Origin of the sequence: Pseudoduganella dura (assembly GCF_009727155.1) — a bacterium.
Lineage (GTDB): Bacteria > Pseudomonadota > Gammaproteobacteria > Burkholderiales > Burkholderiaceae_D > Rugamonas > Rugamonas dura.
Window position 1 is genome coordinate 6,778,852 of sequence record NZ_WNWM01000002.1, and the last position, 26,281, is coordinate 6,805,132.

The window sequence follows — 26,281 nt, forward strand, 5'->3', positions numbered from 1 at the left end:
ATATCGGGTGATGCTTGAAAAAAACATTGCAGTTACTTGATTATATTCAAGATTCCAGTGTGTTCCGGTAGCAAAACGCTATTTTCGGCGGATTTTTTGTCCCGGAAGCCACGAACGCCTAATAAATTTCACGCAAATAGATGTACGGGTTCGGTGGCCGCGTGCCATAGATGAGCTTGCCGCGCATGCTCGGCAGCCAGACCGGCAGCGCCACCCCCTCCCTGGTACTGACCCACATGTAAACCGAGCCGTTGCTGCCGGCGGCCGGCGCGGCCAGCATGACGGTGCCCGCGCCGTCGACGAGCGTCGCGGACGCGAGCCTGTTGACCGTCAGCGCCAGCTTGCAGGCTGGACCGTTGGCCAGCTTCTCGCACTCGGAAAAGCGCACGTCGGCCGACGTGAACGCCGACGTCGAATCGGTGCTGGCGTCGACCCATTGCCCGGCAAAAAATTGCGCCTTGACGGCAATGTTGCGCGCTCCCGCCGCCGAGCCCTCGGAATCCGGTACGAACAGGCGGCCGGCCACGATCCGCACCCCGCCTTCGACGGCCGCGGCGCGCTGCGACGTGACCGCATCCGTGCCGCTGCTTTCGGTCGCGCGCAGGTAGACGGAGACCGGAGAGGGCGACGTCGTCGACGCGGTAGGCGAATAGGCCAGCGCCGCCGGAAACGCGTACGTGGGCGCGATGGTGGCGACGCCGCCGGTGAATGCGCTGGCGGCGATCGCCTTGTTCGACAGCGTGGAATACACGGTGCCGGACGACGTGGTGGAGGACGGCGAACGCTGTGCGGTCGTGCCGTTCGGCGCCGTGAACGGCGCCAGCGCCACGTCGCGCGCCAGCTCCAGGCGGTAGTTGTTCAACGCCGCGCCGGTGGCGCTGCGCGCCGTCACGACCGTGGTGAACGGCTGCAGCGAATAAGCCATCGTGTCGATCTTCGCCGCCGGCACCGGCACCGGTTTCGGATCGGGGCACTGGGCAGCCGCCAGGCAGGCCATCGGCCCGGTGACCACGGTATCGAAGTGATCCGCGTAGAACCGGCCCACGTTGATCGGCGTGCCATCCACGCTGCCGCTGCCGAGGTACGAGCCCTTCTCGATCGCGCTGTTCTGCAGCAGCTCTTCCGCGGTCGGCATGATCATCGACTCGACGCGGATCACGCCCACGTCGTCGAAGATGAACGTGCTGCCGGTGGCGATGCCGGCGCTGAACGGCCCGAAGGTGGCGTTCTTGCCCAGCGACAGCTTGCCGACGGGTTCTTCGTCTTTCGTGCGCGTCACCATCGCCGCGATCGGGCTGCCGTCGGCCGTGGTCGCCGCGCCGACCACCAGCTTGATCTTCACGGGGTCGTCCTCGCGGCCGAAATTGGGCGCCGGCGTCGACAGGTCGACCATCATCGCCCGCACCGTCATCGTGAACGGCGTGCCGGCCGTCACGAAGCGCGGATCGGCGGCGCTGGCCGGGTCGCCGGCCTTGTTGGTCGACTGCGCCAGCAGCAGCAGGCGGTTCGGCTTCGACACGAAGGCGCCGGTGGAGCCCAGCCGGGCCTGGTTGTCGGTAACGAACAGTTCGATCCGCCCCACATCCGGGTAGCGCAGCAGGAAATCGGCCGGGTCGTCGTCGTCGCTGGCCGTGGTGGCCCGGCTCGACGGCGAACCGGCGGGATAACGGATATTGCTGGCCGTGCTCCAGGCCGCGGAGTTCTGCGCCGGTATCGCGCCGTTCGGCTCGCAGGCGGGCAGCGTCACCGTGCCGCTGCGCAGGTTGTAGCTGCCCTTGGTGCCGGCGGTGGTGGAGGGATTGTGGCAGCTCAGCGCGAAGCGCATCGGCAGCGTGGTTTCCGTGCTGGCCAGCGCCGTGGGCACGTCCTTCGCCACGTAGGTGATGAACGTGCTGAGGTCCTTGTTGGCCAGCACGAAATCCGGCGTCAGGCGCTTGCACGGCTGCTGCGCATGCCCGAACGCGCGGTTGTGCACGCATTCCTTGTCGGTGAACACGAAGACCGGCGTGAACGTCTGGTTGCCGACCCGGGTGCTGACGGTCGACGTGTCGTTGCCGTCGTAATAGTCGAACAGCTTGCCGCCCACCGTCACGCCGAACGACACCAGGCCGCTGGCCGACAGGCCGGGCGTCACCGTCAGCGTGATCGGCGGCAGCGTCGTATTCTTCGTCACGAGGCCGGAATAGGTACAGGTCAGCAGTTGGCCCTGGACGGCGCAGCTCCATCCGGAGCCGCTGGCGCCGCCGTAGATGAGCGCGGCCGGCAGCGTGCCGCTCACCGTCAGCGGCCCGCCCTCGTCCATCGGCCCGTTGTTCACCACGCTGATCGTGTAGGTGGTGGCGGAGGACGGCACCAGCGGCCCGTTCAGCGTCAGCGTCACGCCGCGGTCGGTCGCCGGCACGTTCGGCGCGGCGATCACCTCGGCATTGAGGAGCACCAGGTCGTTGCCGGAGGTGTACAGCGTCTTCGCCGACTTCTGGCCGCCGGCGATCACCGGCGACTTCACCGTGTACACGTCGAAGTCGATGCCATAGGAATACTGGTCGGCGTTGACGCTGCTGATCGAATTGAACTGGTTGCCCGTCGGATTGTACAAGTCGGCCTGCTCGACGCCGTTGTACTGCAGCGTTTCGCCGCCGCCCTGCAGTGTGCTGTCGCCTTCCCACGTGATGTGGCCCACGCGGCCCGTGAGGCTGCCGATCGGGTTCGGGGTCAGGAAATTGGCCAGCGTCAACTCCACCGACGAATTGCGGATGTACTGGAAGCCTTCGTACACGTTCAGCACGCGGAAGGTTTCCGAGCTCTGGCTGTAGACGACCAGCAGCTGGAAGCCGCCCAGCACGCCCTGCACGGCGCAGAACAGGTCCTTGTTGATGGTCAGGCCGCCGGCCGTGTAGCTGGCGTTGCCGCGCGCCTTGACCTGGTCGGTGACATCGGCCGCGCCGCCGAAATAGTTGTAGCCCACCGTCGCCGACGCATAACGCCGGTTGGCCGGCGCCGAGATCGCCTTGCCGTCGAACGTGACCGCGTAGTCGGCCGTGCCGCCGGACCCGGCCCAGTACAGGTAGGCCGCCAGCACGGTGCTGCCGTTCGGTATGCCCGACAGGTTCATCGTCACCGACTCCGCCGTGGAGCAGGCATTGGAGTTGTTCGATGCCGTGCGCAGCGTCTTCTGCGTGCCGGTCATGTTGATGTTGCCGGCGAAACTCTTGAACAGCGTGATCGGCGTGTCCGCCAGCGCCGGTGCGCACAGCAGCATCGCCAGCGCCGGCAAAGCGCCGCGCAGCACGGAGAGCATCGACAGGATGGACCGGATCGCCGCCGTCACAGCACCACCCGCACCACGCGCTGCACGTAATCGACGCCCGGCGCCGCGTTCGGGCACGCACCGTTGGCCGGCTGGTTGCAGGCCGTGGCGGTGATCGTCGTCTGGGTCAGCGTCGTGACGCCGTCGGCCATCACGTTCGGCGGCGCCTGCACGCACGTCACCGATACCGTCATCTGCGACAACGTGCCGGGCGCCGTGAAATTCGCGCCGCACGCGCCGCCGCCCGCCTGCTGCTGCTGGTACAGGCCGTACTCGATGCCCGTGCGAGCCGCTTCGTAGGCGCGGGTACCCAGCAGGTCGAGCGCCGACGCCTGCTGCTGCGCGGTCGCGAACGTGACGATCGCCGCGCCGATGCCGGACAATACGACGAGCAGGAAGATCGCCGTGACGATGCTGACGCCGCGGCTGCGGGCCAGGTGACGGGGGTAATGGGCTGCGGTCAGGGCTCGCGGCTCGCACTCGATGGGCGTTTCGATGGTCATTGCTTCGATTTTCACGGCATGGATTTTCACGGCCGGTTCCTCAGGGATTGTCCAGCTGGGTCTGGCGGCTCAGCTGCGCGCGTTCGCCGTTGGCGTGCTGCAGCGTCAGAACCAGCGTCATCAGCGAGCCGGCGTTCTGCCCGCGCAGCGGGTTGTTGCTGAAGTTGCACCCGCCGACCATTGTGGTCAGTATCGGCGGCGTGGCCGTATCGTTCAGCGCCGCCAGGTTGCCCACGCCGGGCACGATGCGGCGCGTGAAATAGCGCTGCAGCGTGCCGGCGCCGTTCGCCGCCGGCGTGCACAGATAGGTGACGGTGCCGGTGACGACCTGGAAACTCTGCGACGGCGATACCGTGTCGCGGAACTTGTTGGCCTGCAGCGTGACCCGGCTGCCGTTGACGGCGGCGACCTGCGAAATATTGTCGGCGGCGCCGTCGAACGCCCACGCGTAGGCCGGCAGCGCATCCGTGTTGGCGATCGCGATGTAGTCGCCCGCCACGATGGCCTGGCGGCCCGCCGGTGCCGTGCCGACCATGTCGAACCCGTTGCTGGCGCCGCTGAAATCGAGCGGCAGCAGCGTGTCCGGCGGACGATCGTTGACGTCGATATAGCGGCCGCCCGCCTTGGTCAGCAGGAACTGGATCGCGACCGGGTTGGTGAACACCGTCACCGTGTGCGGCAGCGCAAGGCGCAGCTCGCGCGTCATGCGGCGCAGCGCCAGGTCGGCCGCGTCGGCCATGTCGGCGCGCGCCTGCGTGTCCACCTGGCTGCGCACCGGCATGCGGATGAAGATCGCCACCATGCCGGCGATGATGCCGGTGATGACGATGACAATGATCGCCTCGACCAGCGTGAAGCCGCGCTGGCGCCGGGTGAGCGCGCGGCCGGTATCAGTTGTTGGGCGCATAGCGGGTCCGGTAGGTCTCCAGCGTCACCGTGCCGTTGCCGTAGGCGACATTGACGAGGATGCGCAGCGATGCCGTGGCCGGCACGGCACTGGCCGCCGGTCCGAGCGCCACTTCCGCGATCGTCACCGTCGCGGCATAGCCGGCGGGGAACGGATTGCCCGCGACATCGGTCGCGTAGGCCGCCGGCGTGCCGTAGGCCGTCACGTAATCGTTAACATTATGGAACGGGCGGGCGCCATCGCCCGCTTCCTTGCCGACCGCTTCGGGTATCGTGCACTGCGCGGACGACGTGGCGGACTGGTAGACCTCGGGTTCGCTGATGTCGCACCACGAAAAGCGCGCCGCGCGGATCTCGTCGACCAGGCTTTCGGCGATCGCCATCGCCTGCTTGCGGGCGATCGGATCGGCGCCGCTGCGGGTGTTCAGGCTGATCGCGCCGAGCACGCCGACCACGGCCACGCCGACGATGACGATGAACATGATCAGCTCGATCATCGTCAGGCCGCCCTGGCGCATGCGGTATTGCCGCTGCCGCATCGGGTATATCATCGAGTAAAGCCCGTTTCGGGTTCGACCAGCGTATCGCGGCTGGCGCCGCCGCCGCTCACGCGCACGGCCAGCCGGTTGACGAACGTGCTGGTGACCGCGGCCGCGCCGTCAGCGGCGTTGAACGGCCGCCCGGCGGGATCGAAGTAGAACATCGGCGTCGCGCTGATCGTCAGTCCGTTCGGCACGCCTTCGCAAGCCCAGTCGTTGAAGTTGGCGCACCGCGCGAGCGTGGCGGCGCTGCCGCTGTTGTTGCGCGCGGCCGGCGTCGCCCTGGCGGTGCAGGCCGCATCGTAGCACAGGGCCACGCTGGCGCCATCGAGGCGCACGAACACGTTGCGGTTCTGGGCGATCGCCTGCTTCTGGGCGTAGCGCACCAGGGCCTTGACCTGCTGGGAATAGCTGGCCACGTCGAACGTGCCGCGGTCGAAGAAACGGGGAGCGGCGATGGCGCCGAGGATGCCGACGATGACGATCACGAGGATCAGTTCGACGAGCGTGAAGCCGCGCTGCCCGGAAAAGGGTCCGGGCAGCCGGGCACCTGGATGCGGCGGGCGGAAAGAAATCACTGTATCGGTCGATGGAATAGTGAAATGCAACGGTATCAGCAATCGTCCAGGCCGGGCGCCGCGCCCACCTTGCCGGTCGCGGCCTCGGCGCCCATGTCGGCGATGCGTTGCAGGGCCGTGGCCGCCAGGATGCCCAGTACCACGATGACGGCCGTCAGTTCGATCATCGTGAAACCGCCCTGGCCGTGTGCCGCCGCACCGCCCGTTCGTATCCGCTTGGCTGTCATGGCGATAGGAAGTGAGGGTTGAAATGGCACCAGCCCCGCGCGGAAATCCGCGCGGGGCTGGCCGTCATCGGGTCGCCGTCATCGGGCGAGGCATGCCGATCAGCAGTTGCCCAGCGTAGGCGCTCCGCTGACCGCGCCGGTGGCGGCAGTGTACGTGAACGCGCACGTGGCCTTCTTCGGCTCGGCGATCGTTACCACGCCGTCTACGGTAGTCAACTTGTAATCGTTGGCATCCAGGCCGGCCGCCGTGGCGATCGATACCGCGGTCGGGTAGCCGTTCAGCACGGCGATATCGGTACTTTCGAGCACAACCTTGGTCGCGGCGGTGTCGCCGTTGACCAGCCACTGGGCACGGGCGATCGCCACGGCGCTCTGCACCGAGCCGCGGGCGCCCTGCATCTTGGCGCGGCGCGCGTCGCCGCTCATGTCGGCGAACTTCGGCAGCGCGGTCGCCGCGAGGATGCCGAGGATGACGATGACGACGATCAGTTCGATCAGGGTGAAACCGCCTTGGCCGCGGAGGGAGGACGAGTGCGACAGGGAAGCTTGTTTGAATTGCATGAGAATCTCCAACGTAACAAAAAGAATGTTGTGACGGAAGCGACACAAAAATGCTTTTTACATTCTGTTCAACCGTCTACCTGGTGAAGGGCGACGCTCAGTTTCCCTGGCGTTCCTGGCGGCTTGGCGTTGTTCGTGGGCAAGCAAAGTGATTCTACACGGAAACTCCAACGTGCATAGCGCATGTCGGAAAAAGTTGTATTGCCGCTGAACAAATATACAAGGGTTCGTTGTTTTCTGTCGAAAAACCAGCTTCCGGCAGGGATTTCCTTGTCATTTCGTCGATCCATTTCGCCCCGGTAGCCCGGCGGCGTGCTCCGCAGCAGCTTGACGGGGTTGCTTCCCACCAGTGCCTGCACCGCCGCCGTGTCGCCGGCCAGTTGCGCTGCCATGGCCTTGCCCGCCAGTGCCGTGCGCATGCCGGCCACGTGGTAGCGCACGCCCGCCAGTTCGGCCTCGGCCCGGTAGCGCAACAAATAGCAGGACAGCACGCCCGCCAGGCTGCCAAAGACGACGACGCACACGGCGAACTCGAAGCGCGTCGCGCCCCCCTGCCGGCGCACGGCGGGTGCGCCCGCGCATGCGACCCTGTTTCCGGGCACGGCCGCCATCACGTCAATGCAGGGCCGCGCGGCCCAGATTCCAGATCGGCAGGAAGATGCCCAGCGCCAGGATCAGCACCATCACGCCCAGGAAGGTGATCAGGATCGGCTCGATCTGCGCGGACAGCGTCTTCAGTTCGTAATCGACCTCGCGCTCGTACATCAGGGCGATTTCATCCATCAGTTCGTCGAGCGACCCGGATTCCTCGCCCACGGCAATCATCTGCAGCACCACCGGCGTGAAAATGCCCGCCGTGACCGAGGTGCGCAGGATGCTTTCGCCCCGTTCCACGCTCTCGCGCATCTGGTCCACGCGCTGGCTCAGATAAGCATTGTCGACGGTCTGCGACACCACGGTCAGCGCCTGCACGATCGGCACCCCGCTCTTCGACGACAGCGCGAAGCTGCGCGCAAAGCGCGCCATCGTGCCCTTGTGGATGATCTTGCCCGCGATTGGCACCCGCAGCTTCCAGCGGTCCCAGCGCAGCTCTCCCGCCGGGGTGCGCACCCAGCCGCGCAGCGCGACCGCCGCCGCCGCCGCGCCGCCGAACAGCATCCACCAGTACTGCGTGGTGAAGCCCGACGTGGCGATCAGGATGCGGGTCATCAATGGCAGCTCGGCATTGAAGCTCTTGAATACCTGCACGAACTGGGGAATCACGAACATGTTGACGATGAACATCGCGATCACCATCGCGATCACCACGAACATCGGATAGCGCAGCGCGCTTTTCACGCGGCCGCGCATGTCGCGGTCGAATTCCAGGTGCTCGAACAGGCGCAGCATCACTTCGTCGAGACGGCCCGTCATCTCGCCCACGCGCACCATCGACAGGTAGAAGTTGTTGAACACGGTGGGGTGGCCCCGCATCGCCACCGACAGCTCGCGGCCGGCGTCGAGCGATTCGCGCAGGTCGCGGATCACCTTGGCGAACGCCGGCGACACGGCCGATTCCTGCAGGCCCGCCAGGCCGCGCATGATCGGCACCCCCGACTTGAGCAGCGTGTACATCTGCCGCGAAAACAGCTGCACATCGAGCGACGTGACCTTTTTTTCCATCAGGCGTGCCCAGAAACCCTCGCCGGCCGCCTTCGCCGGCGCGCGCGTGGGCGCGATCGAGACGGGCGTGGCGCCCGAGCCCAGCAGCTGGTCGGCCACGGCCCCGCTATCGGCCGCTTCCAGCACGCCCTGCAACAGCTGGCCGCGCGGGTCGCGCGCCTTGTACGCGAAATAAGGCATCAATCCTCTTGCTGGTTACTGATCCGCATCGCCTCGGCGATGGTGGTGCGGCCCTGCACCACCAGCTGCACGCCGTGCCGGCGCAGCGTCTGCCCCGCCATTTCCATTTGCGCCGCCTTCAGGAACGTCGCCGGATCGGGGTCGTTGGCGGCGTCCACGACGGCATTGGTCATCTCCAGCAGCTCGTAGACGCCGGTCCGGCCGCGGTAGCCCATGCCGTTGCAATGCGAACAACCCTTGCCGTGGAAATAGCGCGCCATGTCGACCTTGTCGTTCAGTTCAAGGCTCAGCCATTCGCGCTCGGTCGGTGTCGGCGTGTAGGGCTGCGTGCAGCTCTCGCAGATCACGCGCACCAGCCGCTGGGCCAGCACGGCCTGCAGCGAGCTGGCCACCATGTAGCGCGGCACGCCCATGTCCATCAGCCGCAGCGGCGTGCTGGCGGCGTCGTTGGTGTGCAGCGTGGACAACACCAGGTGGCCCGTCATCGCCGCACGCAGGCCGATCTGCGCCGTTTCCTGGTCGCGCATCTCGCCCACCAGCACCACGTCCGGGTCCTGCCGCAGCGCCGAGCGCAGCACGCGGGCGAAGCTCAGGGCGATCTTTTCGTTCACCTGCACCTGGTTGATGCCGGGCAGCCGGTACTCGACCGGGTCCTCGACGGTGATCAGCTTTTTCTCGACCGAGTTCAGCTCGGCCAGCGCACTGTACAGCGTGGTCGTCTTGCCGGAACCGGTCGGCCCGGTCACCAGCACCAGGCCGTTCGGCCGCGCCACGATCGCGCGGAACTTCTCCATCAGCGGCCGCGGCATGCCGATCGCATCGAGCCGCAGGTTCGCGCTGCCTTGCGACAGCAGCCGCATCACGATCGATTCGCCGTACTGCGTGGGCATGGTCGAGATTCGCACGTCGATGCGGGTGTTTTTCACGCGCACGGCGAAGCGGCCATCCTGCGGCAGGCGTTTTTCCGAGATATCGAGATCCGACATCAGCTTCAGCCGCAGCGCCAGCGCCGGCGCGATCTTGATATCGGCCTGGGTCTGCAGGTGCAGCACGCCGTCGATGCGGAAGCGGATGTGCAGGCGGCTTTCCTGCGGCTCGATGTGGATGTCCGAGGCGCGCACCTGGGCGGCATCGTCGAACACCGACTGCAGCAGCTTGACGACGGGCGCCTCTTCCAGGTTCGGATTGGCCGCCAGTGCGCCGAAGTCGACGGAGCTGTCGCCCATCTCCTCTTCCAGCTCGCGGGCCAGGTCGGTGATGTCCTCGGTGCGCCGGTAGATGCGGTCGATCGCCGCCAGCACCTCGGTTTCGTTGACGACCGCCAGTTCGATGTTCTGCTTGACGATGCGGGCAATCTCGTCATAGGCGAACAGGTCGGTCGGATCGGAAATACCGACCAGCATGCCCGAGTCGCGCTGTTCGAGCACCAGCGCGCGGAAACGCCGTGCCTGGGTCTCCGGCAGCAGGCGCACCAGCTCCGGGTTGATGTTGTAGAACTTCAGGTTGATATATGGAATGTTCAGCTGGCGCGCCAGCGCGCCGGCGATCTGCTCTTCCGTGACATAGCCGCTGTCGATGAACACGCGGCCCAGCTTGCGCCCGCTGCGCTTCTGCTCCGCCAGCGCCAGGCCGAGCTGCTCCTCGGACAGCAGTTTTTGCTGGACCAGGATCTCCCCGAGCCTTACTTTTTCCGGCCTTGCCATATACGCGCTGCTCCCATCTTCAGGTTCGTCACCGGTTCGATGACCATAGCCGGCCATTGTAGATCGAAATATTGCCCGCAAGCTAGAAAACCCTGCTCCCGCACTGGCGCCGGGCGTCGGTTCTTTGCTACAGTGGCGAATCGTCAATGCAAAATCCTTACCGAATGCCCGAACCGGCCCTGCGCTTGAGTCATGTCGTCAGACGCCACAGCGGGCGAACCGTGCTCGACGGTGTCGACCTCGCGCTGGCGCCCGGCGAAATCCTCGGCATCGCCGGCGTCAACGGCGCCGGCAAGACCACGCTGCTGCGCTGCCTGCTGGACTTCTGCGCCATCGACAGCGGCGCCATCGCGATCTTCGGCCTGGCCAGCACGCTCCCGGCAGCGCGCCGTCAGCTGGCCTACCTGCCGGAACGCTTCAGCCCGCCGGCACACCTCACCGGCGGAGAATTCCTGGCCCACGTCGCCGCGCTGCACGGGCGGCGCCCGGACGGGGCCGCCACCACGGCGATGCTGCAGGCACTGGAACTCGATGCCGGCGCCCTGCGGCGCACCGCGCGCCACTATTCGAAGGGCATGACGCAAAAGCTCGGCCTGGCCGCCACGCTGCTCCTCGACAAGCGCCTGTACGTGCTGGACGAACCGGCCAGCGGGCTCGACCCGAAAGCACGCGCGCTGTTCAAGCGCGCCGCGTCGGCACAGCGCGCCGGCGGCGCGGCGATCCTGCTCACGTCGCACGCGCTGGCCGACATCGGCGAGCTGTGCGACCGCATCGCGATCCTGGACGGCGGTCGCATCCGCTTCGCCGGCACGCCGGACGAGTGCCTGCGCCACTACGGTGCCGCCTCGCTGGAACAGGCATTCCTGGACGCGGTCGGCTGACATGTACTTTACCCACTTCGGCCTGCGGCAGGCGCCGTTCTCGATCACGCCCGATCCCGCATTCTTTTATGGCGGCAACACGCGCGGCGACATGCTGGCGGCGCTGCTGTACGCGGTGGCGCAGGGCGAAGGTATCGTCAAGGTGACCGGCGAGGTGGGCAGCGGCAAGACGATGCTGTGCCGGATGCTCGAGCGCCGCCTGCCGGCGCACGTGGACGTGCTGTGGCTCGTCAATCCGAGCCTGGGGCCGTCCGAGGTGCCGTACGCGATCGCCGCCGAACTGGGGCTCGACGTGTCGGGACGCCGCGGCGACCAGGCGCTGCGCCAGCTGAACGACGAGCTGATCGCGCGCCACGCGGCCGGCCGCCAGGTGGTGCTGCTGATCGAGGAGGCGCAGGCGATGCCGCTCGAGACGCTGGAAGCGGTGCGACTGCTGACGAACCTGGAAACGGCACGGCACAAGCTGCTGCAGATCGTGCTGTTCGGCCAGCCCGAGCTGGACGCGCACCTGGCCCTGCCGCGCATGCGGCAACTGGCCGAACGCATCACGCACAGCCTGTTCGTGCCCGCATTGCCAACGGCCCAGGTCGGCGCTTTCCTGGCCTTCCGGCTGCGCGCGGCGGGCCACCGCGACGGCGCGTTGTTTACCGCCGCGTCAACGCGGCGCATCGCGCGGGCGTCACGCGGTATCATTCGGCGTGTCAACATCCTGGCGGACAAGGCGCTGCTGGCCGCGTACGCGGACGACGCGGCGGTCGTGCAGCACCGCCACGTGCGCCTCGCCGAACGCGAATGCAGCTTCGTTTCCTCGCACCGGGCGGCGCCGGGGCCCGCGCGCCGGCTCGCCGCCGCGGCGCTGGGCGCGGCCTTGGTGGTATTGTCGCTGTGGTGGGCATGGCCCGCACTGGCGTCGCTGCTGGGCGGGCTCGGCTTGCGCGCGTTTGCACATCCGGCGGGTTTGTCATTATGATCGACCCTGCAGCCGCGCTGCACCACGTCTCCTGGCCAACGCAACCGTTCAACACAAGCGTCCGACGCAACCGTTCGACGCAAATGGGCAACGCAACTTTTCAACGCAACTTCTGAATCTGACCGGCAACCATAACAATGAAAAAAGTCGCTGCCACCATGCTTTGTTCGCTGCTCGGCGCCTGCGCCGCGCCAAAGCTGCCCGTGTCGCCGGCCCACGTGACCGAGGCGCCCCGCCCGGCCGGGGCGATTCCCGAACCGGTGCAGCACAGCGCCGCGCTGCCGCGGCCGCAGGCGGCCGCGCGGGCGGAGACCTTCAGCGTCACCGTGCACCGCGCGCCGGTGGAATCGGTACTGTTCGCGCTGGCCCGCGATGCCGGCATGAACGTGGACGTGCACCCGGCGATCACCGGCGTCGTCACGCTGAATGCCCTCGACCAGACCTTGCAGCAGTTGCTGGAAAGAATTTCCCGGCAGGTCGACATGCGCTACGAGATCGACGGCAGCACCTTGCTGGTGTTGCCGGACGAAGCGCACTGGCGCAATTACCGCATCGATTATGTCAATATCGCGCGCAGTACCAGCAGCAACGTCAATATCGCCACGCAGATATCAACGACCGGCGGTTCGGCGGGTACCAGCGTCACGGGCTCGAACACGGGCGCCGGTACGCTGCCGGCGGCCGGCACGAGCATGTCGTCCGGCAATAACAACTCCACGACCGTCGTCACGAACCGGGCCGACAACAACTTCTGGTACAACCTGGAAAAGAACATCCGCGACATGCTGCGGCCAACCAACCTGAACGACCCGCTGGCCGATCCGCTGGCGCAACTGCGCGAACAGACGGCCATGATGGCCGCGCCGGGCGGCGGCGCCCAGCAGGCCGGACAGCAACCGGGCCAGCAGCCCGGCCAGCCGAGTAACCAGCAGGGCGCGGCGCAAGGCGGCGGTTACCAGCCGGCCTACACGGCGCCGGGCGGTGCCACGCAGCCGGCGGACGCCGGCTACCCCGGCGTGCAGGCCGGCGCGGCGCAGGGACGCGCGGCGGCCCAGCGCATCGCCCCGTCCGTCATCGTCAACCCGGAAGCGGGCATCGTCACCGTGCGCGCCAGCAGCCGCCAGCACGACAAGGTGCGCGAATTCCTCGACACGCTGCAGGCCGCGGCCAAGCGCCAGGTGATGATCGAGGCGACCATCCTCGAGGTGCGCCTGTCCGACCAGTACCAGCAAGGGATCAACTGGCAGCGCATGGCCAGCGGCGGCGCCGTCTTCGGCCAGGGCAACATGGACTCGAACCGGCCGCTGACGGGCGTCAACGCGAACAGCAACGGCATGTTCAGCCTGACCTACTTCAACCCGCTGAGCGCGATCGGCAACATCCGCACCGCCATCCAGCTGCTGGAATCGTTCGGCAAGGTGCAGGTGCTGTCGAGTCCGAAGCTGAGCGTCTTGAACAACCAGACGGCGCTGCTGAAAGTGGTCGACAACAACATCTTCTTCACGCTGAAGGTCACGCCCGCCGTGACCAATTCCAGCGGCGGCATCGCGTCGCCGGCCACCTATGAATCGCGGGTGGAGACGGTGCCGGTCGGCTTCGTGATGAGCGTGACACCCCAGATTTCGGACGAAGGCGAAATCACGCTGAACGTGCGGCCCACCATCACGCGGATCGTCGACCAGGTGCCCGATCCGAATCCGGAACTGGCGCGGCTCGGCGTCACCAGCAACGTGCCGGTGATCCAGGCGCGCGAGCTGGAATCGGTGATGAAGCTGTTCAGCGGCCAGACCGCGGTGATGGGCGGCCTGATGCAGGATTCCGTGGACAATACCAAGGATGGGCTGCCGTTGCTGTCGCGGGTGCCGCTGCTCGGCAACCTGCTGTCCTACCGTAACGAAGGAACCAGCAAGACCGAACTGGTGATCTTCCTGCGCGCCGTCGTCGTCAGGGATGCCAGCATGGAAGGCGATTACCGCGACCTGCGCCACCTGTTGCCGGGCAAGGAGCCGCTGAACCGCGAACCGTATGGCGTCACGCCGCCGGCGGTGTCGCCATGAGCCTGCTGATGCAAGCCCTGAAGAAAGCCGAGCGCGCGCGCCAGAGCGGCCTGCAGGAGGAAGACCTGCGGGACGCGCCGTACATGGAGCACGGCACCGCCGACACGCCGGCCGGGAGCGGCGCGGGCATCGACAGCCCGGGCATGGGCAACGCGGCCATCGACGGCCCGGCGCCGGCCTTCGGCGGCGGCCTGGAACTGAGCCTGGAACCGCTCGATGCGCCGGCGCGCGCCGAACCGGCGCCGCCGCTGCCGTCGTCACCGCCGCCGCCGCCGCCGATCCAGCCGGCAGTGGAGGCAACACATAACCCGGTACCGCCGCAGGCCCGCCACGAAGGCGCGCGCGCCCGCACGGACAGCGCCGAGATTCCCGTCGCCGACGCCCGTGCCGCCGCCAGCCCGGCCGGCGCGATGCCGGACAACCGCCGCGGTTCCGCCCAGCCCGAACGCCGGGCGGTCCCGCGCAGCACGGCAGGAAGAAACGACAACACGTCCGGCATCGACATGGGCCAGCTGCGCCTGGCCGGGCTCGCCGCCATCCTCGTGATCGTCGCCGGCACGTTCGGCTATGTGTACTGGCAGGCCGTGAGCGGACCGGGCCCCGGCGCCAGCCTGCCGATGGTGCCGATGCCGCCGCCGAGCGCCACCGGCGCCACCAATGCCACGGCCGATGGCGGCATCCCCGTCGCCCCCGCCGTTCCGCCGTTCGGTCCATTGGGCACGCCCGCCCCCGGCACCGATGCCAACGGTAACAGTAACGGTAACGGCGCAGGGTACGGTGGCGGCAGCGCCGCCGCCCCGGCCACGACACAGGCATTGCCCGACGCGGTGCCGCCGGCGGCTACGCCGGTGCCGGCCGACCCGCTCCCGGCGGCCTCGCGCGGCCGGCGCGCCGGCAGCACAGCCGGCCCCACGGCCGCGCAGCTGGCGGCGATCGCCGACCCCGAGGCGCGCCGCGAAGCGCAGCGCGATGCGGACGAACGTGCCGACCGCGAGGCGCGCATGCAGGCGCAGTCGCTCTACGCGGGGGCACCCGACAACGTCCCGCCGCCCGGCGCGTCCGCGCCGGCCTACGCGCCGGCCGGCACACCCGCCGCGGACGTTCAGGTGGCACGCGGCGCGTCCGCCCCGGCGATCAACCCCGCGGTGCAGGCCGGCTACGCCGCGTTCGGCGCCGGCGACCTGGCCACGGCGCGCCTGCAATACGCGGCGGCACTGCGCCAAGACCCGAACAACCGCGATGCGCTGCTCGGCAGCGCGGTGATCGCCGCGCGCGAACGGCGCGACGACGACGCCGCCGGCTTCTACGCCCGCCTGCTGGCCGCCAATCCGCGCGATGTCGAGGCGATCGCCGGCCTGGCCGGGCTGCGGCCGGGCGACGGCGACCGCGCCGAGATCCGGCTCAAGGGCGTGCTGCGCAACAACCAGGACGCGCCGTCGGTTCACTTTGCACTGGGCAACCTCTATGCGCGCCAGGGCCGCTGGCAGGAAGCCCAGCAAGCCTATTTCCGGGCGTGGTCCGCGGCACCGGACAACGCCGACTATGCGTTCAACCTGGCCGTCGGCCTCGACCGCCTGAACCAGGGGCGCCTGGCGCGCGACTATTACGGGCGGGCGCTTGCGCTGGCCGCCGGCGGCGCGGCCGCCTTCGACCGGATGGCGGTGCAGCGGCGCATGCAGGAGCTGGCCCCGGCCGGCGCTGCCGCGGCCGCTCCCCTGACGGTGCCGGCACCCGTGCCGGCCGATGCCCAGGTGCCGGCCGCGCGCGTGGGGAATTGAGCACGATGGCGGAACCGTTAAAGCTGCCGATCGGCAAGCTACTCATCGACAAGGGCGTGATCAGCGAGGATCAGCTGCGCATCGCGCTGATCGAGCAGAGGCGCGAGCGCGAGCCGCTCGGCAAGCTGCTGGTGGGCATGGGCTTCGTCACCGAAGCCACGATCCGCGAGGCGCTGTCGGAAAACCTCAACACCCAGTCCGCCGACCTGAACAGCCTGGTGGTCGACGCGATCGCGCTGAAGCTGATCCCGAAGGACGTGGCCAAGCGCTACAGCGTGTTCCCGATCGTCTACGAGCGCGACAGGGACAATCTCGTGCTGGCGATGTCCAATACCAGCAACATCGTCGCGCTGGACCAGATCCACGCCATGCTGGTCAAGGGCATCACGATCACGCCGCTGCTGGTCAACGATTCGGACATCGCCCGCGCGATCGACCAGTATTACGGCTTCGAGCTGTCGATCGACGGCATCCTGCAGGAGATCGAAACGGGCGATTCGAATTACCAGGGCACGTCCGACGAATACAGCCACCCGATGGTGCGCCTGATCGACGCGCTGCTGGCGGACGCGGTGCAGAACGGCGCCTCGGACGTGCACTTCGAACCGGAACAGAGTTTTCTACGCATCCGCTACCGCATCGACGGCATCCTGCGCCAGATCCGCAGCCTGCACAAATCGTACTGGCCGGCGATGGCCGTGCGGCTGAAAGTGATCAGCAACATGAACATCGCCGAGACCCGCGCGCCGCAGGACGGCCGCATCGCGATCAAGTTTTCCGGCCGGCAGATCGACTTTCGCGCCAGCGCCCAGCCCACCACGCACGGCGAGAATTTCGTGCTGCGCGTGCTGGACCGCCAGAAAGGCATCGTACCGCTCGACGGGCTGGGACTGGCCGAGCACGAACTCGACGTCCTGAAGCTGATGATCGCCCGTCCCGACGGGCTGATCCTCGTGACCGGCCCGACCGGCAGCGGCAAGACCACCACGCTGTATTCGATCCTGAACCACATCAACACCGAAGGCGTCAACATCATGACGCTGGAAGACCCGGTCGAGTACCCGATGAACATGATCCGCCAGACCTCGGTGAACGAATCGGCCAAGCTGGGCTTCGCGGACGGCATCCGCTCGATCCTGCGCCAGGACCCGGACGTGATCCTGGTCGGCGAGATCCGCGACAAGGAAACCGCCGACATGGCGCTGGCCGCCGCGATGACGGGCCACCAGGTGTATTCGACGCTGCACACCAATTCCGCGGTGGGCGCGATTCCCCGCCTGCTCGACATCGGCGTGATCGCCGATGTGCTGGCCGGGAACATCATCGGCATCATCGCGCAGCGCCTGGTGCGGCGGCTGTGCATGCATTGCCGCGAAGGCTTCGAGGCGGACGACCTGGAGCGCCGGCTGCTCGGGCTCGAGTCCGGCGATGCCCTCGCGACCCGCAGCCCGGTCACGATCTACCGCGCCGTGGGCTGCGAGCGTTGCGCGCACCAGGGCTACAAGGGCCGCGTGGCGATCATGGAACTGCTGAAAATGAACGCCGAGCTCGATGAACTGGTGGCACGCCGCGCCGCGGTGCGCGAACTGCGCGCCGCGGCCCATGCGGCCGGCTTCCGCTCGCTGGTGGACGACGGCATGCGCCGCGTGCTGCAGGGCGTGACGACGATCGACGAGATCTCGCGCGTGGTCGATCTGACGGACAGGCTGGCCTGATGCCGCAATTCATCTACCGCGCCATGGATGCCGCCGGGCAGATCGTGCCGGGCAATATGGACGCGCTGAACGTGCCCGACCTGGAGCTGCGCCTGCACCGGATGGAGCTGGACCTGATCGACTGCCGGCAGTCGCGCCAGAAGGTGATCGCGCTCGGCCGCCGCAAGATCGACCGGCGCGACCTGATCAACTTCTGCTTCCACATGGAGCAGATGGCCAGTGCCGGCGTGCCGATCCTCGACGCGCTGAACGACCTGCGCGACTCGATGGACCATCCGCGCTTCCGCGAAATCATCACCGACCTGATCGAGAATATCGAGGGCGGCATGCCGCTGTCGAGCGCGCTGCGCAACTATCCCGAGGCATTCGACCAGACCTTCACGGGCCTGGTGCGCGCCGGCGAGGAAAGCGGCAAGGTCAACGAAGTGTTCCGCAACCTGGCCGACAGCCTGAAGTGGCAGGACGAACTGGCCGCGCAGGCGAAGAAGATCATCACCTATCCCGCCATCGTGTTCGTGGTGGTCACGGCCGTGACGTTTTTCCTGATGATCTACCTGGTGCCGCAGCTGACGAGCTTCATCCGCAACATGGGGCAGGAGCTGCCGCTGCACACCCGCGCCCTGATCGCCATCTCGAACGTGTTCATCGGCTACTGGCACGTGCTGCTCGCCCTGCCCGCCGCGCTGTGGTTCGGCGGGCGCTGGTGGCTGCGCCGCAACGAGCGCGCCGCCTTCGCGTTCGACCGCGTCAAGCTGCGCGTGTGGCCCGTGGGGCCGGTGCTGCACAAGATCATACTGGCGCGCTTCGCCACCTTCTTCGCGATGATGTACGGCTCGGGGATCACCATCCTCGAGTGCATCCGGCTGTCCGAGGGCATCGCCGGCAACCGGGTCGTGGCGGCGGCGCTGCGCCGCGCCGCGCAGCTGATCTCCGAAGGACACAGCGTCAGCGGCGCGTTCGGCCATACCGGCGTGTTCCCGCCGCTGGTGGTGCGGATGCTGAAAGTGGGCGAAGCCACCGGCGCGCTCGACGGCGCGCTGCGCAACGTGGCCTATTTCTACAACCGCGAAGTGCGCGAGCAGATCGAGCGGGTGCAGTCGATGATCGAACCGACGATGACGGTGGTGCTGGGCCTGCTGCTGGGCTGGATCATGCTGTCGGTACTGGGCCCGATCTACGACACGATCAGCGCGATCAGGATCTGACATGTTGGCGAAACAGCTTTTCTACCTCACCAGCGACCAGCTGCATGCCTACCAGTGGCAGCGCGACACGTTGTCGGGACCGGACGTGTTCGCCGCCACGCGCGCCGGGCTGGACGATTTCATGGCTTACCTGGACCGCCAGGGCGCCCGCCCCGCCTGGCTGCTGACCGACCTGATCGAGGAGGATTTCACCCGGGTGCTGCTGCCGCACGTGCGCGGCCGCAGTGGCCGCACGCTGCGCGAACGCCGGCTGCTGCAGCACTACCGCGACACGCCCTACCGCACGGCCATCGTGCAGGGCCGCAGCGAAGAAGGCCGCCGCGACGACGTGGTGGTGTTCACGGCGCTGACCAACCCGCTGCTGCTGACTCCGTGGGTCGACGCGATGGAACTGATGCAGACGCCGCTGGCCGGCATCTACTCGTGCGCGCGGCTCGGCAGCGAGGTGGTGCGCAAGATGGAGGTGCGGCAGCGGCACGTGCTGCTCGTCACCCGGCACACGGCGGGCGTGCGCCAGACCTATTTCCGCGACGGCGCCGTGAAGTTCTCGCGGCTCGTGCAGGGCACGCCGGGCGAGGACCCGGTGCGCTCGCTGGCGGCCGAGACCGCGAAGACGCAGCAGTTCCTCACCAGCGTGCGCCTGCTCGAGCGGGGCAACGTGCTGCACGTGCTGATCCTCGCCGAAGCGGCCCAGGTCGAAGCCCTGGGCCGGCAATGTACCAGCCGCGCCGAGACGATCTACCGCATCGTGCCGCTCGACCCGCCGGTATCGGCCGAGCAGCCGATGCAGGTGGCCGAATCGCTGCTGCTGACCATGCTCGGCAAGCATGTCCTGCCGAGCCACTTCCCCACCGGCGCCGCCGGCAACTACTACCGGCTGTGGCGTGCCCGGCTGTCGCTGTACGCGTCGAGCGCCGTGCTGGCCGTCGCCGGCCTGGCGTGGACCGTCGTCAACCTGGCCTCTTATACGGTTGCGCACGGCAATACGGAAGGTTTCCGTTCCGAAACGGCCCACTACCGCGCGAATTACCAGCGCAGCATGTCGAGCATGCCGCCGGCGGTCGACAAGACCGCCAACATGCGCGCCGCCGTGCAGATCGACCGCGTGGTCGCCAGGCAGGGGCCGTGGCCGCTGCACATGCTGGGCATGGTCAGCGCGGCGCTCGACAAGTCGCCCCGCATCCGCATCACGCAGCTCGACTGGCGCGCCCGCGTGCCGGGCGCCGAAAGCAGCCAGTCGCCCGGCGCCGCCGGCACGCCGGCGCTGGTCGCGCCCACCTCGTCGCTGGCGCTGGGCATTCCCGCGGCGCCGGCGCAGACACTGCGGCTGCAGGCCGAAGTCATCTCGGCGCCGGACGACTATCGCCGGGTGCTGGGCGACATGAACGCCTTCGCGCAGCGGCTGGCGGGCATGCCGCGCATGTCGGTCGAAATCGTCCAGCTGCCGTTCGATATCCGCCCGAACGTCAAGCTGTCCGGCACCGCCGGCGCGGCCGGCGCGAAACCGGATCAAAACAAGTTCACGCTGGACCTCACATGGAATCCCTGAACGCCGCCGCCCCCGCCGCCCGGGCGCCCTTCATTGCGCGCCGGGCCTTGCCGTACTGGATCCGCGACTTCGCCGTGGTGCGCCCGGCGGTGATCACGTTCGCGGCCGTCACCCTCGTCAGCGTGGCGTGCGCGCTGGCCAGCCACCTGCAGCTGGCGCAGGCGCGCCAGGACGAACGGCAGGCGCACGACATGCGCGACGCCGCCCGGCGCCGTTTCCTGTATGCCGAATCCGAGAAGCAGGAGATCCGCTCGTACCAGCCGCTGTTCGTCGAATTGCAGCGGCGCCATTTCGTCGGCGCCGAAAACCGCCTCGACTGGGTGGACGCGATCCGGCAGATCCAGGAACGCCGGCGGCTGTTGCCGCTGACGTACGAGATCGACCCGCAGCAACCCTACAAGCTCGAAGGCCGCCTGGCCACCGGCGACTACCAGCTGCGCGGCAGCCGGATGACGGTGCACATGGACCTGGTGCACGAGATGGACCTGTTCCAGTTCCTGGTCGACCTGCGCCAGCACGGCGTGTTCACGGTGCAGCAGTGCTCGATGCGGCGCACCGCCGGTACCGGCGCGGCCAGCGCGGCCGCCGCGCCGGCGGGCAACCTGTCGTCGGACTGCACGCTGCACTGGCTGACACTGACACCCGGGGTGCGCCGCGCCGCGGGAGCCGCCCGATGAGCCGCGCATTGCATCGCCCGGCCCGGCCCGGCCTGTCCGCCGCCCTGCTGGCCGCGGCACTGTGCCTCGCCGCCCCGCCGGTATCGGCCCAGTACACCGAACCCGCGCTGGGGCGCCTGTTCACGGCCCCGGACGAGCGGATGCGGCTCGACCGCGACCGCGCCAGCGCGCCCACCGTGGCGCAGCAGGCGCAGGCGCAAATCCAGGTCCAGGAGCAGCAAGCCGCGGCGGCCGCGATGACCGGGCCGGCCGCGGGCACTCCGGCGCCGCCGCCGGCGCCGCTGCGGCTGACCGGCGTGGTGCGCCGCAGCGACGGCCGCGCCACGGTATGGATCGACGACGAGCCGCGCGAGACCACGCTGGCCAGGTACAAGGCCGGGGGCGCGATCCCGGTCGAGACCCCGCGCGGCAGCGTGCTGGTCAAGCCCGGCCAGAGCGTCGACCCGAACGATGGCACGATCCGCGAACCGCGCTGACCCGCGCCGCCAGGGCGGCGCCGCGCTGCTGCTGCTGCTGGCGGTGAGCAGCGTGGGCTTTGCCGCGCTGCTGATCTCCGCGTTCGGCCGCAGCGACGTGGAACGGGTGCGCGAACGGCGCACGCTGGCCGTGCTGGCACAGGCGGCCGACGCGCTCACCGGCTTCGCCAGCACGCACGGGCGCCTGCCGCGGCCCGCCATCTCCGCCACCGACGGGCGCGAGCGTCCCGAGGCTTGCGCCGACGAGGCCGCGTGCAGCGGCTTCCTGCCATGGGTGGCACTGGGCGTGGAAGGCGCGGACAGCTGGGGCAAGCGGCTGCGCTACAGCGTCACGCCGCAATACACGGTCACGCCGCTGCGGCGCCTGTCGGCCATTGCCACCAAGCGCGTCCAGACCCGCGACGGCGACGGCAACCTGCGCTACGAGGCCGGGCAGGCGGAGTGCCAGGTCTATGCGCAATGCCTGCCGGCCGTGGTGTATTCGCACGGCCGCAACAACCTGGGCACCAGCGTGGCCGGGCTGTCGCAGGCCAACGGCGCGCAAGGCAATCTCGACGAGATCGCCAACGATCTCGCCACCACCGGTTTCATCCGGCGCGCCGCTTCGACGGACCCGGCCGTTCCCGGCGGCCCGTTCGACGACCTGCTGGTGGCCGTTCCACTCGATACGCTGTATGAAAGGATGTCGGCGGCGCGCACGCTGCCATGAAACGATGAGAACCACCTGCCCGAACACCAAGGCGCACGGCCGGTCCGCGCACTGCAAGCCGACGCGTTGCCAGCCCGGTTTTACGCTGGTCGAGATCGCGATCGTGCTGGTCGTCGTCGGCCTGCTGATCGGCGGCCTGATCACGCCGCTGTCCACCCAGCTCGAACAGCGCCGCACGGCCGACACGCAGCGGGCGATGGAAGACGCGCGCGACGCGCTGATCGGCTTCTCGGTGCGCAACGGCTACCTGCCCTGCCCGGCCATCTCCGCCGCCAACGGGCTGGAAGACCGCGCCGGCGACCGCTGCACCAATGAACGCCGCACCGGCTTCCTGCCGTGGGCCACACTCGGCATGCCCAAGCTCGACAGCTGGGGCCATCTGTTCCTGTACAGCGTGACGCCGGAGTTCGCCGACAGCGCCGCGCGCTTCCGCCTGTCGACCCCGCGCGACATCACCGTGGCCACGCGCGACGCCGCCGGCAACCTGGTCGCGGCCACCGCGCCGAACGACATTCCCGCCGTTATCGTATCCGCCGGCAAGAACGGCTACGGCGGCTTCTCCGACCTGGGCGTGCGCGCGGCCGATGCCGGCACCGGCAATGCGGACGAAAAAGTCAACATGAACCCGGCCGGCATGGCTTACATCGCGCGCGGCGCCAGCGAAAATGCGGCATTGCCGGGCGGCGCCTATGACGACCTGGTGATCTGGGTATCGCCCAATATCCTGTTCAACCGGATGATCGCCGGCGGCAGGCTGCCATGACCGTTCGCGCATGACCGCCGCTCCATGACCGCGGCAATCCGGGCGATCGCCGCAAGCGTGCTGAAGGAAGCACTGCGCAGCCGCCTGCTGTGGCTGCTGGCGGCGCTGGCGCTGGGCGCCACCGGCCTGGCCGGATTCCTGCAGGCCGTGGTGCCGTCCGGTGGCCATGCCACGGGCACGGCCCTGCTGGCAGCCTTGCTGCGGCTGGCCGCGGCCGGCGTGGTGGCGATCTTCACCGTGACATCGATCGTGCGCGAATACGGCGACAAGCAGGTGGAATTGCTGATCGCGCTGCCGTACCCGCGGGCGGCCTGGCTGCTGGGCCGGCTCGCCGGCAGCGCCCTGCTGGCACTGCTGCCGGCCGCCGTGGCCGGTGCGCTGGTGGCGCTGGTCGCACCGGCGGCGCAGGCGGCGCTGTGGACCGCGTCGCTGCTGGGCGAACTGTGGATCGTGGCCGCGTTCGCCGTGTTCTGCACGCTCACGCTGCAGCACGCGCTGCCGGCGCTGTGCGCCACGGCCGGCTTCTACCTGCTGGCGCGCAGCGTGACGGCGCTGCAGCAGGCCGGCCACGGCGGCGCGCCCGATGCCGGCCAGCGTGCCATCGCCGCCGGCACCGACGCACTCGCGTTCCTGCTGCCGCGGCTCGATGCGTTCGCGCGCAGCGAGTGGCTGCTCTACGCGGCCGGCGGCGCGGCCGACCTCGGGCTTGTGGCCGCGCAGACCGCCGTGTATGTGGCGCTGCTGTCGGGTGCCGCGCTGTTCGACCTGTACCGCAAGGAATTCTGATGGACCGCCGCGCTCCGGTCCGCGTCAACGCGCTGCTGATCGGCGCACTGGTCGCGCAGTGCGCGCTGCACGCCATCGTGCCCGCGCCGGCGGCGCCGGCCCCGCTGCTGCCCGCGCCGCCGCCCGCGGCCGCGCTGCGCCTCGCCAGCCTGGGCGACGGGCCGGCGGCGGCCCGCCTCGTGATGCTGTACCTGCATGCGTTCGATGCCGGCATCCCGTTGCGCGAGCTCGATTACGGCCATGTGGCCGGCTGGCTCGAGGTCGCGCTCGCGCTCGATCCGCGCAGCCGCCAGCCGCTGCAGGCGGCCGCGCAGGTCTACGCCGCCGTGGCCGACCCGGTACGCGTGCGCATCATGCTCGGCGTCGTCGAGCGCGCGTTCGCCGCCGATCCCGCGCGCCGCTGGCCCGAGATGGCGCAAGCCGCGGTGATCGCCCGCCACCGGCTGCACGACATGGCGCTGGCGCGGCGCTATGCGCGGGCGGTGCGGCTGCATGCGCCGGCGGCACCGCCATGGGCGCGCCAGCTCGAACTGTTCATCCTGCAGGATATGAGCGAGCTCGACAGCGCACGCGCGGTGGCCGGCGCACTGCTGAGCGACGGCACGATCACCGACCCCAACGAGATCCGGTTCCTGGAACGACGGCTGCGCGAACTGGAGCGGGCTGATGCGCGCGAGCAACGCTAGCAGGTGCGCAGAGCGCGGCGGGCCTGTAAGATGCGCCTATCGAAAGCATCAGGGAGTACCATCTTGCAACTCGTTACACAATCCGCCGGGCGGCTTCGCCAGGCAACGCGGGCCGGCGGCTTCACGCTGGTCGAGATCGCGATCGTGCTGGTCATCATCGGCCTGCTGCTGGGCGGCGTACTGAAGGGCCAGAGCCTGATCGACAACGCCAAGGTCAAGAACGTGATCCAGCAATCGACGTCGCTGCAGGCGGCCGTCAATGCCTACCAGGACAAGTTCCGCGCGCTGCCCGGCGACGACGCGCAGGCCACCGCGCACGTGCCGGGTACGAGCGGCAACGGCAACGGCGACGGCCAGATCGCCGAATACCAGCTGGCGCCGCAGCATCTCGCGCTGGGCGGCTTCATCACCGGCTCGTTCAACGGCACCACCGATTTCATGACCAGCGCGCACGGCGGCGCCGTCTACGTCTACAACGACGTGGTGGCCGGCCGCGGCGGCAATGGCATCCGCCTCGACAACCTGCCCGACAGCTTCGCCGAACAGATCGACGCGAAGCTCGACGACGGCAAGCCGGACACCGGCACCGTGCGGGCCACCGGGCCTTACACCAACAACGGCACGATCGTGACGCGCACGGCGGTGTTCTTCTAGACTTTCTACTGCCGGGCTCGTGTCAACGGGCCCGGCCCCACGAGCCTGGCCCCACGCTACGCGCCCGGCGGCATCACGCCGTCCGGAATCCCGGCTGCTCCGTGAACCGCCGCACATGGTGATCGACATCGCCCAGCGTCAACCCGATCGCCGTCAGCCGCTTGAACCAGTGCGATGCCGGCAGCTCGTCGGTGACGCCCATGCCGCCGTGCAGCTGCACGGCCTGCTGGCCGACGAAGCGGGCCGCCTCGCCGACCCGCGCCTTGGCGGCGGACACCACCCGCCGCCGCTCTCCGTCATCCGGCGAATCCACTTTCGCGGCGGCCAGCATGGCCATCGAGCGCGCCTGTTCCAGGTGGATGAACATGTCCGCCATCCGGTGCTGCAGCGCCTGGAAGTTGCCGATCGGCACGCCGAACTGTTTTCTCGTTTTCAGGTAATCGAGCGTGACGGCGAACAGCGCATCCATCGCCCCCACGGCCTCGGCGCACAGCAGCGCCGTGCCGTAGTCGGCGGCCGCTTCGAGGATGGGCCAGCCCGCGCCCGGCATGCCCAGCGGCGTGGCCGGCGCATGGTCGAAGGTGATGGCGGCGGCGCGCCGGCCGTCGATCGTGCGGCCGTCGCGGATCGCCAGGCCCGACGTATCGGCTTCGACCAGCAGCAGCGAGATGCCGTCGCGCTCGCGCTGCCCGCCATGGCTGCGCGCCGACACGATGAACACATCGGCCTGCCCGCCATGCTCGACCACCGTCTTCACGCCCGATACCGCGGCCGCGTCGGCCGGGCCGGTGGCTTTCGCGGCGATGTCGGCCAGGTCGTGGCGCGACTGCGCCTCGCCCAGCGCGCAGGCCAGCTTCAGTTCTCCCGCCGCCACCCGCTCGAGCAGCGCTTCCTGCCCGCCGGCCAGCGTCAGGAAACGCGCACCCAGCACGGTGGCGAAATACGGCTCCACCACGAGGCCGCGGCCCAGTTCCTGCATGACGCCGAACAGGTCCGCCGCCGTGCCGCCGAAGCCGCCCTGCGCTTCCGGCACCGGCAGCGCCGTCATGCCCAGTTCCACCAGCGTTTTCCACGCTTCGGGCGACGTGCCCGATGGCGAATGGACGATCCTTTTCCGGTCTTCGAACGTGTAGTCGCGTTCGATCCAGCGGCGCAGCGCATCGGCGACCTGCCGCTGCTCTTCCTTCAGTTCAAAGTCCATGGCGCCTC

25 protein-coding genes are annotated in these 26,281 nt (G+C 68.7%); 14 read left to right on the forward strand and 11 right to left on the reverse strand.

Going from position 1 to position 26,281, the window contains the following annotated elements; translation table 11 throughout:
- Positions 1-118: 118 nt before the first annotated feature.
- From GJV26_RS29225 to GJV26_RS29270, 10 genes are all read right to left on the reverse strand, one after another.
- Positions 119-3,328, reverse strand: a complete 3,210-nt coding sequence (locus GJV26_RS29225; RefSeq protein ID WP_155712058.1) for a DUF6701 domain-containing protein — start codon at positions 3,326-3,328, stop codon at positions 119-121.
- On the reverse strand, positions 3,325-3,840 hold the full coding sequence (locus GJV26_RS29230) for an agglutinin biogenesis protein MshP (RefSeq protein ID WP_229427917.1): 516 nt from the start codon (positions 3,838-3,840) through the stop codon (positions 3,325-3,327). Before GJV26_RS29230 ends, GJV26_RS29225 begins: the two co-directional genes overlap by 4 nt.
- Before the next feature lie 10 nt (positions 3,841-3,850).
- A complete protein-coding gene (locus GJV26_RS29235) occupies positions 3,851-4,717 on the reverse strand; it encodes a prepilin-type N-terminal cleavage/methylation domain-containing protein (RefSeq protein WP_155712059.1) in 867 nt (288 codons plus the stop codon).
- The gene (locus GJV26_RS29240) at positions 4,701-5,255 is read right to left on the reverse strand and encodes a type IV pilus modification PilV family protein (RefSeq protein WP_155712060.1); all 555 of its coding nucleotides are present in this window, start codon (positions 5,253-5,255) and stop codon (positions 4,701-4,703) included. The genes GJV26_RS29235 and GJV26_RS29240 overlap by 17 nt, the downstream gene beginning before the upstream one ends.
- Positions 5,256-5,263: 8 nt before the next feature.
- Positions 5,264-5,833, reverse strand: a complete 570-nt coding sequence (locus tag GJV26_RS29245) for a pilus assembly FimT family protein (RefSeq protein ID WP_229427918.1) — start codon at positions 5,831-5,833, stop codon at positions 5,264-5,266.
- Between the two features lie 35 nt (positions 5,834-5,868).
- Positions 5,869-6,060: a type II secretion system protein gene (locus GJV26_RS29250; protein ID WP_155712061.1), complete on the reverse strand. Its 192-nt coding sequence runs from the start codon at positions 6,058-6,060 to the stop codon at positions 5,869-5,871.
- 99 nt (positions 6,061-6,159) lie between these two features.
- Positions 6,160-6,621, reverse strand: coding sequence for a type II secretion system protein (locus tag GJV26_RS30590; protein ID WP_155712062.1), 462 nt, complete (start codon positions 6,619-6,621; stop codon positions 6,160-6,162).
- A 68-nt stretch (positions 6,622-6,689) separates the two neighbouring features.
- Entirely contained in the window at positions 6,690-7,232 is a 543-nt protein-coding gene (locus GJV26_RS29260) for a hypothetical protein (protein WP_155712063.1), read from the reverse strand.
- A gap of 4 nt (positions 7,233-7,236) precedes the next feature.
- Positions 7,237-8,463: a type II secretion system F family protein gene (locus GJV26_RS29265; protein ID WP_155712064.1), complete on the reverse strand. Its 1,227-nt coding sequence runs from the start codon at positions 8,461-8,463 to the stop codon at positions 7,237-7,239.
- Positions 8,463-10,166, reverse strand: coding sequence for a GspE/PulE family protein (locus tag GJV26_RS29270; RefSeq protein WP_155712065.1), 1,704 nt, complete (start codon positions 10,164-10,166; stop codon positions 8,463-8,465). The genes GJV26_RS29265 and GJV26_RS29270 overlap by 1 nt, the downstream gene beginning before the upstream one ends.
- Before the next feature lie 221 nt (positions 10,167-10,387).
- On the opposite strand from GJV26_RS29270, the gene GJV26_RS29275 reads away from it, so the two are divergent.
- The 14 genes from GJV26_RS29275 (at position 10,388) to GJV26_RS29340 (ending at position 25,072) form a co-directional block, all read left to right on the forward strand.
- Positions 10,388-11,047, forward strand: a complete 660-nt coding sequence (locus GJV26_RS29275; RefSeq protein WP_229427919.1) for an ABC transporter ATP-binding protein — start codon at positions 10,388-10,390, stop codon at positions 11,045-11,047.
- 1 nt (position 11,048) lies between these two features.
- On the forward strand, positions 11,049-12,017 hold the full coding sequence (locus GJV26_RS29280; protein WP_155712066.1) for an ExeA family protein: 969 nt from the start codon (positions 11,049-11,051) through the stop codon (positions 12,015-12,017).
- Between the two features lie 137 nt (positions 12,018-12,154).
- On the forward strand, positions 12,155-14,074 hold the full coding sequence (gene mshL / locus GJV26_RS29285) for a pilus (MSHA type) biogenesis protein MshL (RefSeq protein ID WP_155712067.1): 1,920 nt from the start codon (positions 12,155-12,157) through the stop codon (positions 14,072-14,074).
- The gene (locus GJV26_RS29290; RefSeq protein ID WP_155712068.1) at positions 14,071-15,852 is read left to right on the forward strand and encodes a tetratricopeptide repeat protein; all 1,782 of its coding nucleotides are present in this window, start codon (positions 14,071-14,073) and stop codon (positions 15,850-15,852) included. Before mshL ends, GJV26_RS29290 begins: the two co-directional genes overlap by 4 nt.
- Positions 15,853-15,857: 5 nt before the next feature.
- The gene (locus GJV26_RS29295; protein WP_155712069.1) at positions 15,858-17,567 is read left to right on the forward strand and encodes a GspE/PulE family protein; all 1,710 of its coding nucleotides are present in this window, start codon (positions 15,858-15,860) and stop codon (positions 17,565-17,567) included.
- On the forward strand, positions 17,567-18,772 hold the full coding sequence (locus GJV26_RS29300) for a type II secretion system F family protein (protein ID WP_155712070.1): 1,206 nt from the start codon (positions 17,567-17,569) through the stop codon (positions 18,770-18,772). Before GJV26_RS29295 ends, GJV26_RS29300 begins: the two co-directional genes overlap by 1 nt.
- Position 18,773: 1 nt before the next feature.
- Positions 18,774-20,321: a hypothetical protein gene (locus GJV26_RS29305; protein ID WP_229419494.1), complete on the forward strand. Its 1,548-nt coding sequence runs from the start codon at positions 18,774-18,776 to the stop codon at positions 20,319-20,321.
- Complete coding sequence (locus GJV26_RS29310; RefSeq protein ID WP_229419495.1) at positions 20,309-20,998, forward strand: hypothetical protein; 690 nt, start codon at positions 20,309-20,311, stop codon at positions 20,996-20,998. The genes GJV26_RS29305 and GJV26_RS29310 overlap by 13 nt, the downstream gene beginning before the upstream one ends.
- Entirely contained in the window at positions 20,995-21,474 is a 480-nt protein-coding gene (locus GJV26_RS29315) for a hypothetical protein (RefSeq protein WP_155712071.1), read from the forward strand. The genes GJV26_RS29310 and GJV26_RS29315 overlap by 4 nt, the downstream gene beginning before the upstream one ends.
- On the forward strand, positions 21,449-22,183 hold the full coding sequence (locus tag GJV26_RS29320; RefSeq protein ID WP_155712072.1) for a hypothetical protein: 735 nt from the start codon (positions 21,449-21,451) through the stop codon (positions 22,181-22,183). The genes GJV26_RS29315 and GJV26_RS29320 overlap by 26 nt, the downstream gene beginning before the upstream one ends.
- Before the next feature lie 4 nt (positions 22,184-22,187).
- On the forward strand, positions 22,188-22,946 hold the full coding sequence (locus GJV26_RS29325) for a type II secretion system protein (protein ID WP_155712073.1): 759 nt from the start codon (positions 22,188-22,190) through the stop codon (positions 22,944-22,946).
- Positions 22,947-22,970: 24 nt separating this feature from the next.
- Complete coding sequence (locus GJV26_RS29330) at positions 22,971-23,732, forward strand: ABC transporter permease (protein ID WP_155712074.1); 762 nt, start codon at positions 22,971-22,973, stop codon at positions 23,730-23,732.
- Positions 23,732-24,418 (forward strand): hypothetical protein, encoded by a 687-nt coding sequence (locus GJV26_RS29335; protein ID WP_155712075.1) that lies wholly within the window; start codon positions 23,732-23,734, stop codon positions 24,416-24,418. The genes GJV26_RS29330 and GJV26_RS29335 overlap by 1 nt, the downstream gene beginning before the upstream one ends.
- A 63-nt stretch (positions 24,419-24,481) precedes the next feature.
- Complete coding sequence (locus GJV26_RS29340) at positions 24,482-25,072, forward strand: prepilin-type N-terminal cleavage/methylation domain-containing protein (protein WP_229419496.1); 591 nt, start codon at positions 24,482-24,484, stop codon at positions 25,070-25,072.
- Between the two features lie 73 nt (positions 25,073-25,145).
- On the opposite strand, the gene GJV26_RS29345 is transcribed toward GJV26_RS29340, so the two are convergent.
- A complete protein-coding gene (locus GJV26_RS29345) occupies positions 25,146-26,273 on the reverse strand; it encodes an acyl-CoA dehydrogenase family protein (protein ID WP_155712077.1) in 1,128 nt (375 codons plus the stop codon).
- Positions 26,274-26,281 lie beyond the last annotated feature (8 nt).

Excerpts from the sequence above, each read along its gene's own strand:
- GJV26_RS29330 (WP_155712074.1), top strand. The coding sequence starts at position 22,971 with ATGACCGCGGCAATCCGGGCGATCGCCGCAAGCGTGCTGAAGGAAGCA.
- GJV26_RS29310 (WP_229419495.1), top strand. The coding sequence starts at position 20,309 with ATGGAATCCCTGAACGCCGCCGCCCCCGCCGCCCGGGCGCCCTTCATT.
- GJV26_RS29300 (WP_155712070.1), top strand. The coding sequence starts at position 17,567 with ATGCCGCAATTCATCTACCGCGCCATGGATGCCGCCGGGCAGATCGTG.
- GJV26_RS29290 (WP_155712068.1), top strand. The coding sequence starts at position 14,071 with ATGAGCCTGCTGATGCAAGCCCTGAAGAAAGCCGAGCGCGCGCGCCAG.
- GJV26_RS29295 (WP_155712069.1), top strand. The coding sequence starts at position 15,858 with ATGGCGGAACCGTTAAAGCTGCCGATCGGCAAGCTACTCATCGACAAG.
- GJV26_RS29320 (WP_155712072.1), top strand. The coding sequence starts at position 21,449 with ATGGCACGATCCGCGAACCGCGCTGACCCGCGCCGCCAGGGCGGCGCC.
- GJV26_RS29345 (WP_155712077.1), bottom strand. The coding sequence starts at position 26,273 with ATGGACTTTGAACTGAAGGAAGAGCAGCGGCAGGTCGCCGATGCGCTG.
- GJV26_RS29240 (WP_155712060.1), bottom strand. The coding sequence starts at position 5,255 with ATGCGGCAGCGGCAATACCGCATGCGCCAGGGCGGCCTGACGATGATC.
- GJV26_RS29260 (WP_155712063.1), bottom strand. The coding sequence starts at position 7,232 with ATGGCGGCCGTGCCCGGAAACAGGGTCGCATGCGCGGGCGCACCCGCC.
- mshL (WP_155712067.1), top strand. The coding sequence starts at position 12,155 with ATGAAAAAAGTCGCTGCCACCATGCTTTGTTCGCTGCTCGGCGCCTGC.
- GJV26_RS29250 (WP_155712061.1), bottom strand. The coding sequence starts at position 6,060 with ATGACAGCCAAGCGGATACGAACGGGCGGTGCGGCGGCACACGGCCAG.
- GJV26_RS29305 (WP_229419494.1), top strand. The coding sequence starts at position 18,774 with ATGTTGGCGAAACAGCTTTTCTACCTCACCAGCGACCAGCTGCATGCC.
- GJV26_RS29280 (WP_155712066.1), top strand. The coding sequence starts at position 11,049 with ATGTACTTTACCCACTTCGGCCTGCGGCAGGCGCCGTTCTCGATCACG.
- GJV26_RS29325 (WP_155712073.1), top strand. The coding sequence starts at position 22,188 with ATGAGAACCACCTGCCCGAACACCAAGGCGCACGGCCGGTCCGCGCAC.
- GJV26_RS29265 (WP_155712064.1), bottom strand. The coding sequence starts at position 8,463 with ATGCCTTATTTCGCGTACAAGGCGCGCGACCCGCGCGGCCAGCTGTTG.
- GJV26_RS29335 (WP_155712075.1), top strand. The coding sequence starts at position 23,732 with ATGGACCGCCGCGCTCCGGTCCGCGTCAACGCGCTGCTGATCGGCGCA.
- GJV26_RS29315 (WP_155712071.1), top strand. The coding sequence starts at position 20,995 with ATGAGCCGCGCATTGCATCGCCCGGCCCGGCCCGGCCTGTCCGCCGCC.
- GJV26_RS29270 (WP_155712065.1), bottom strand. The coding sequence starts at position 10,166 with ATGGCAAGGCCGGAAAAAGTAAGGCTCGGGGAGATCCTGGTCCAGCAA.
- GJV26_RS29235 (WP_155712059.1), bottom strand. The coding sequence starts at position 4,717 with ATGCGCCCAACAACTGATACCGGCCGCGCGCTCACCCGGCGCCAGCGC.
- GJV26_RS30590 (WP_155712062.1), bottom strand. The coding sequence starts at position 6,621 with ATGCAATTCAAACAAGCTTCCCTGTCGCACTCGTCCTCCCTCCGCGGC.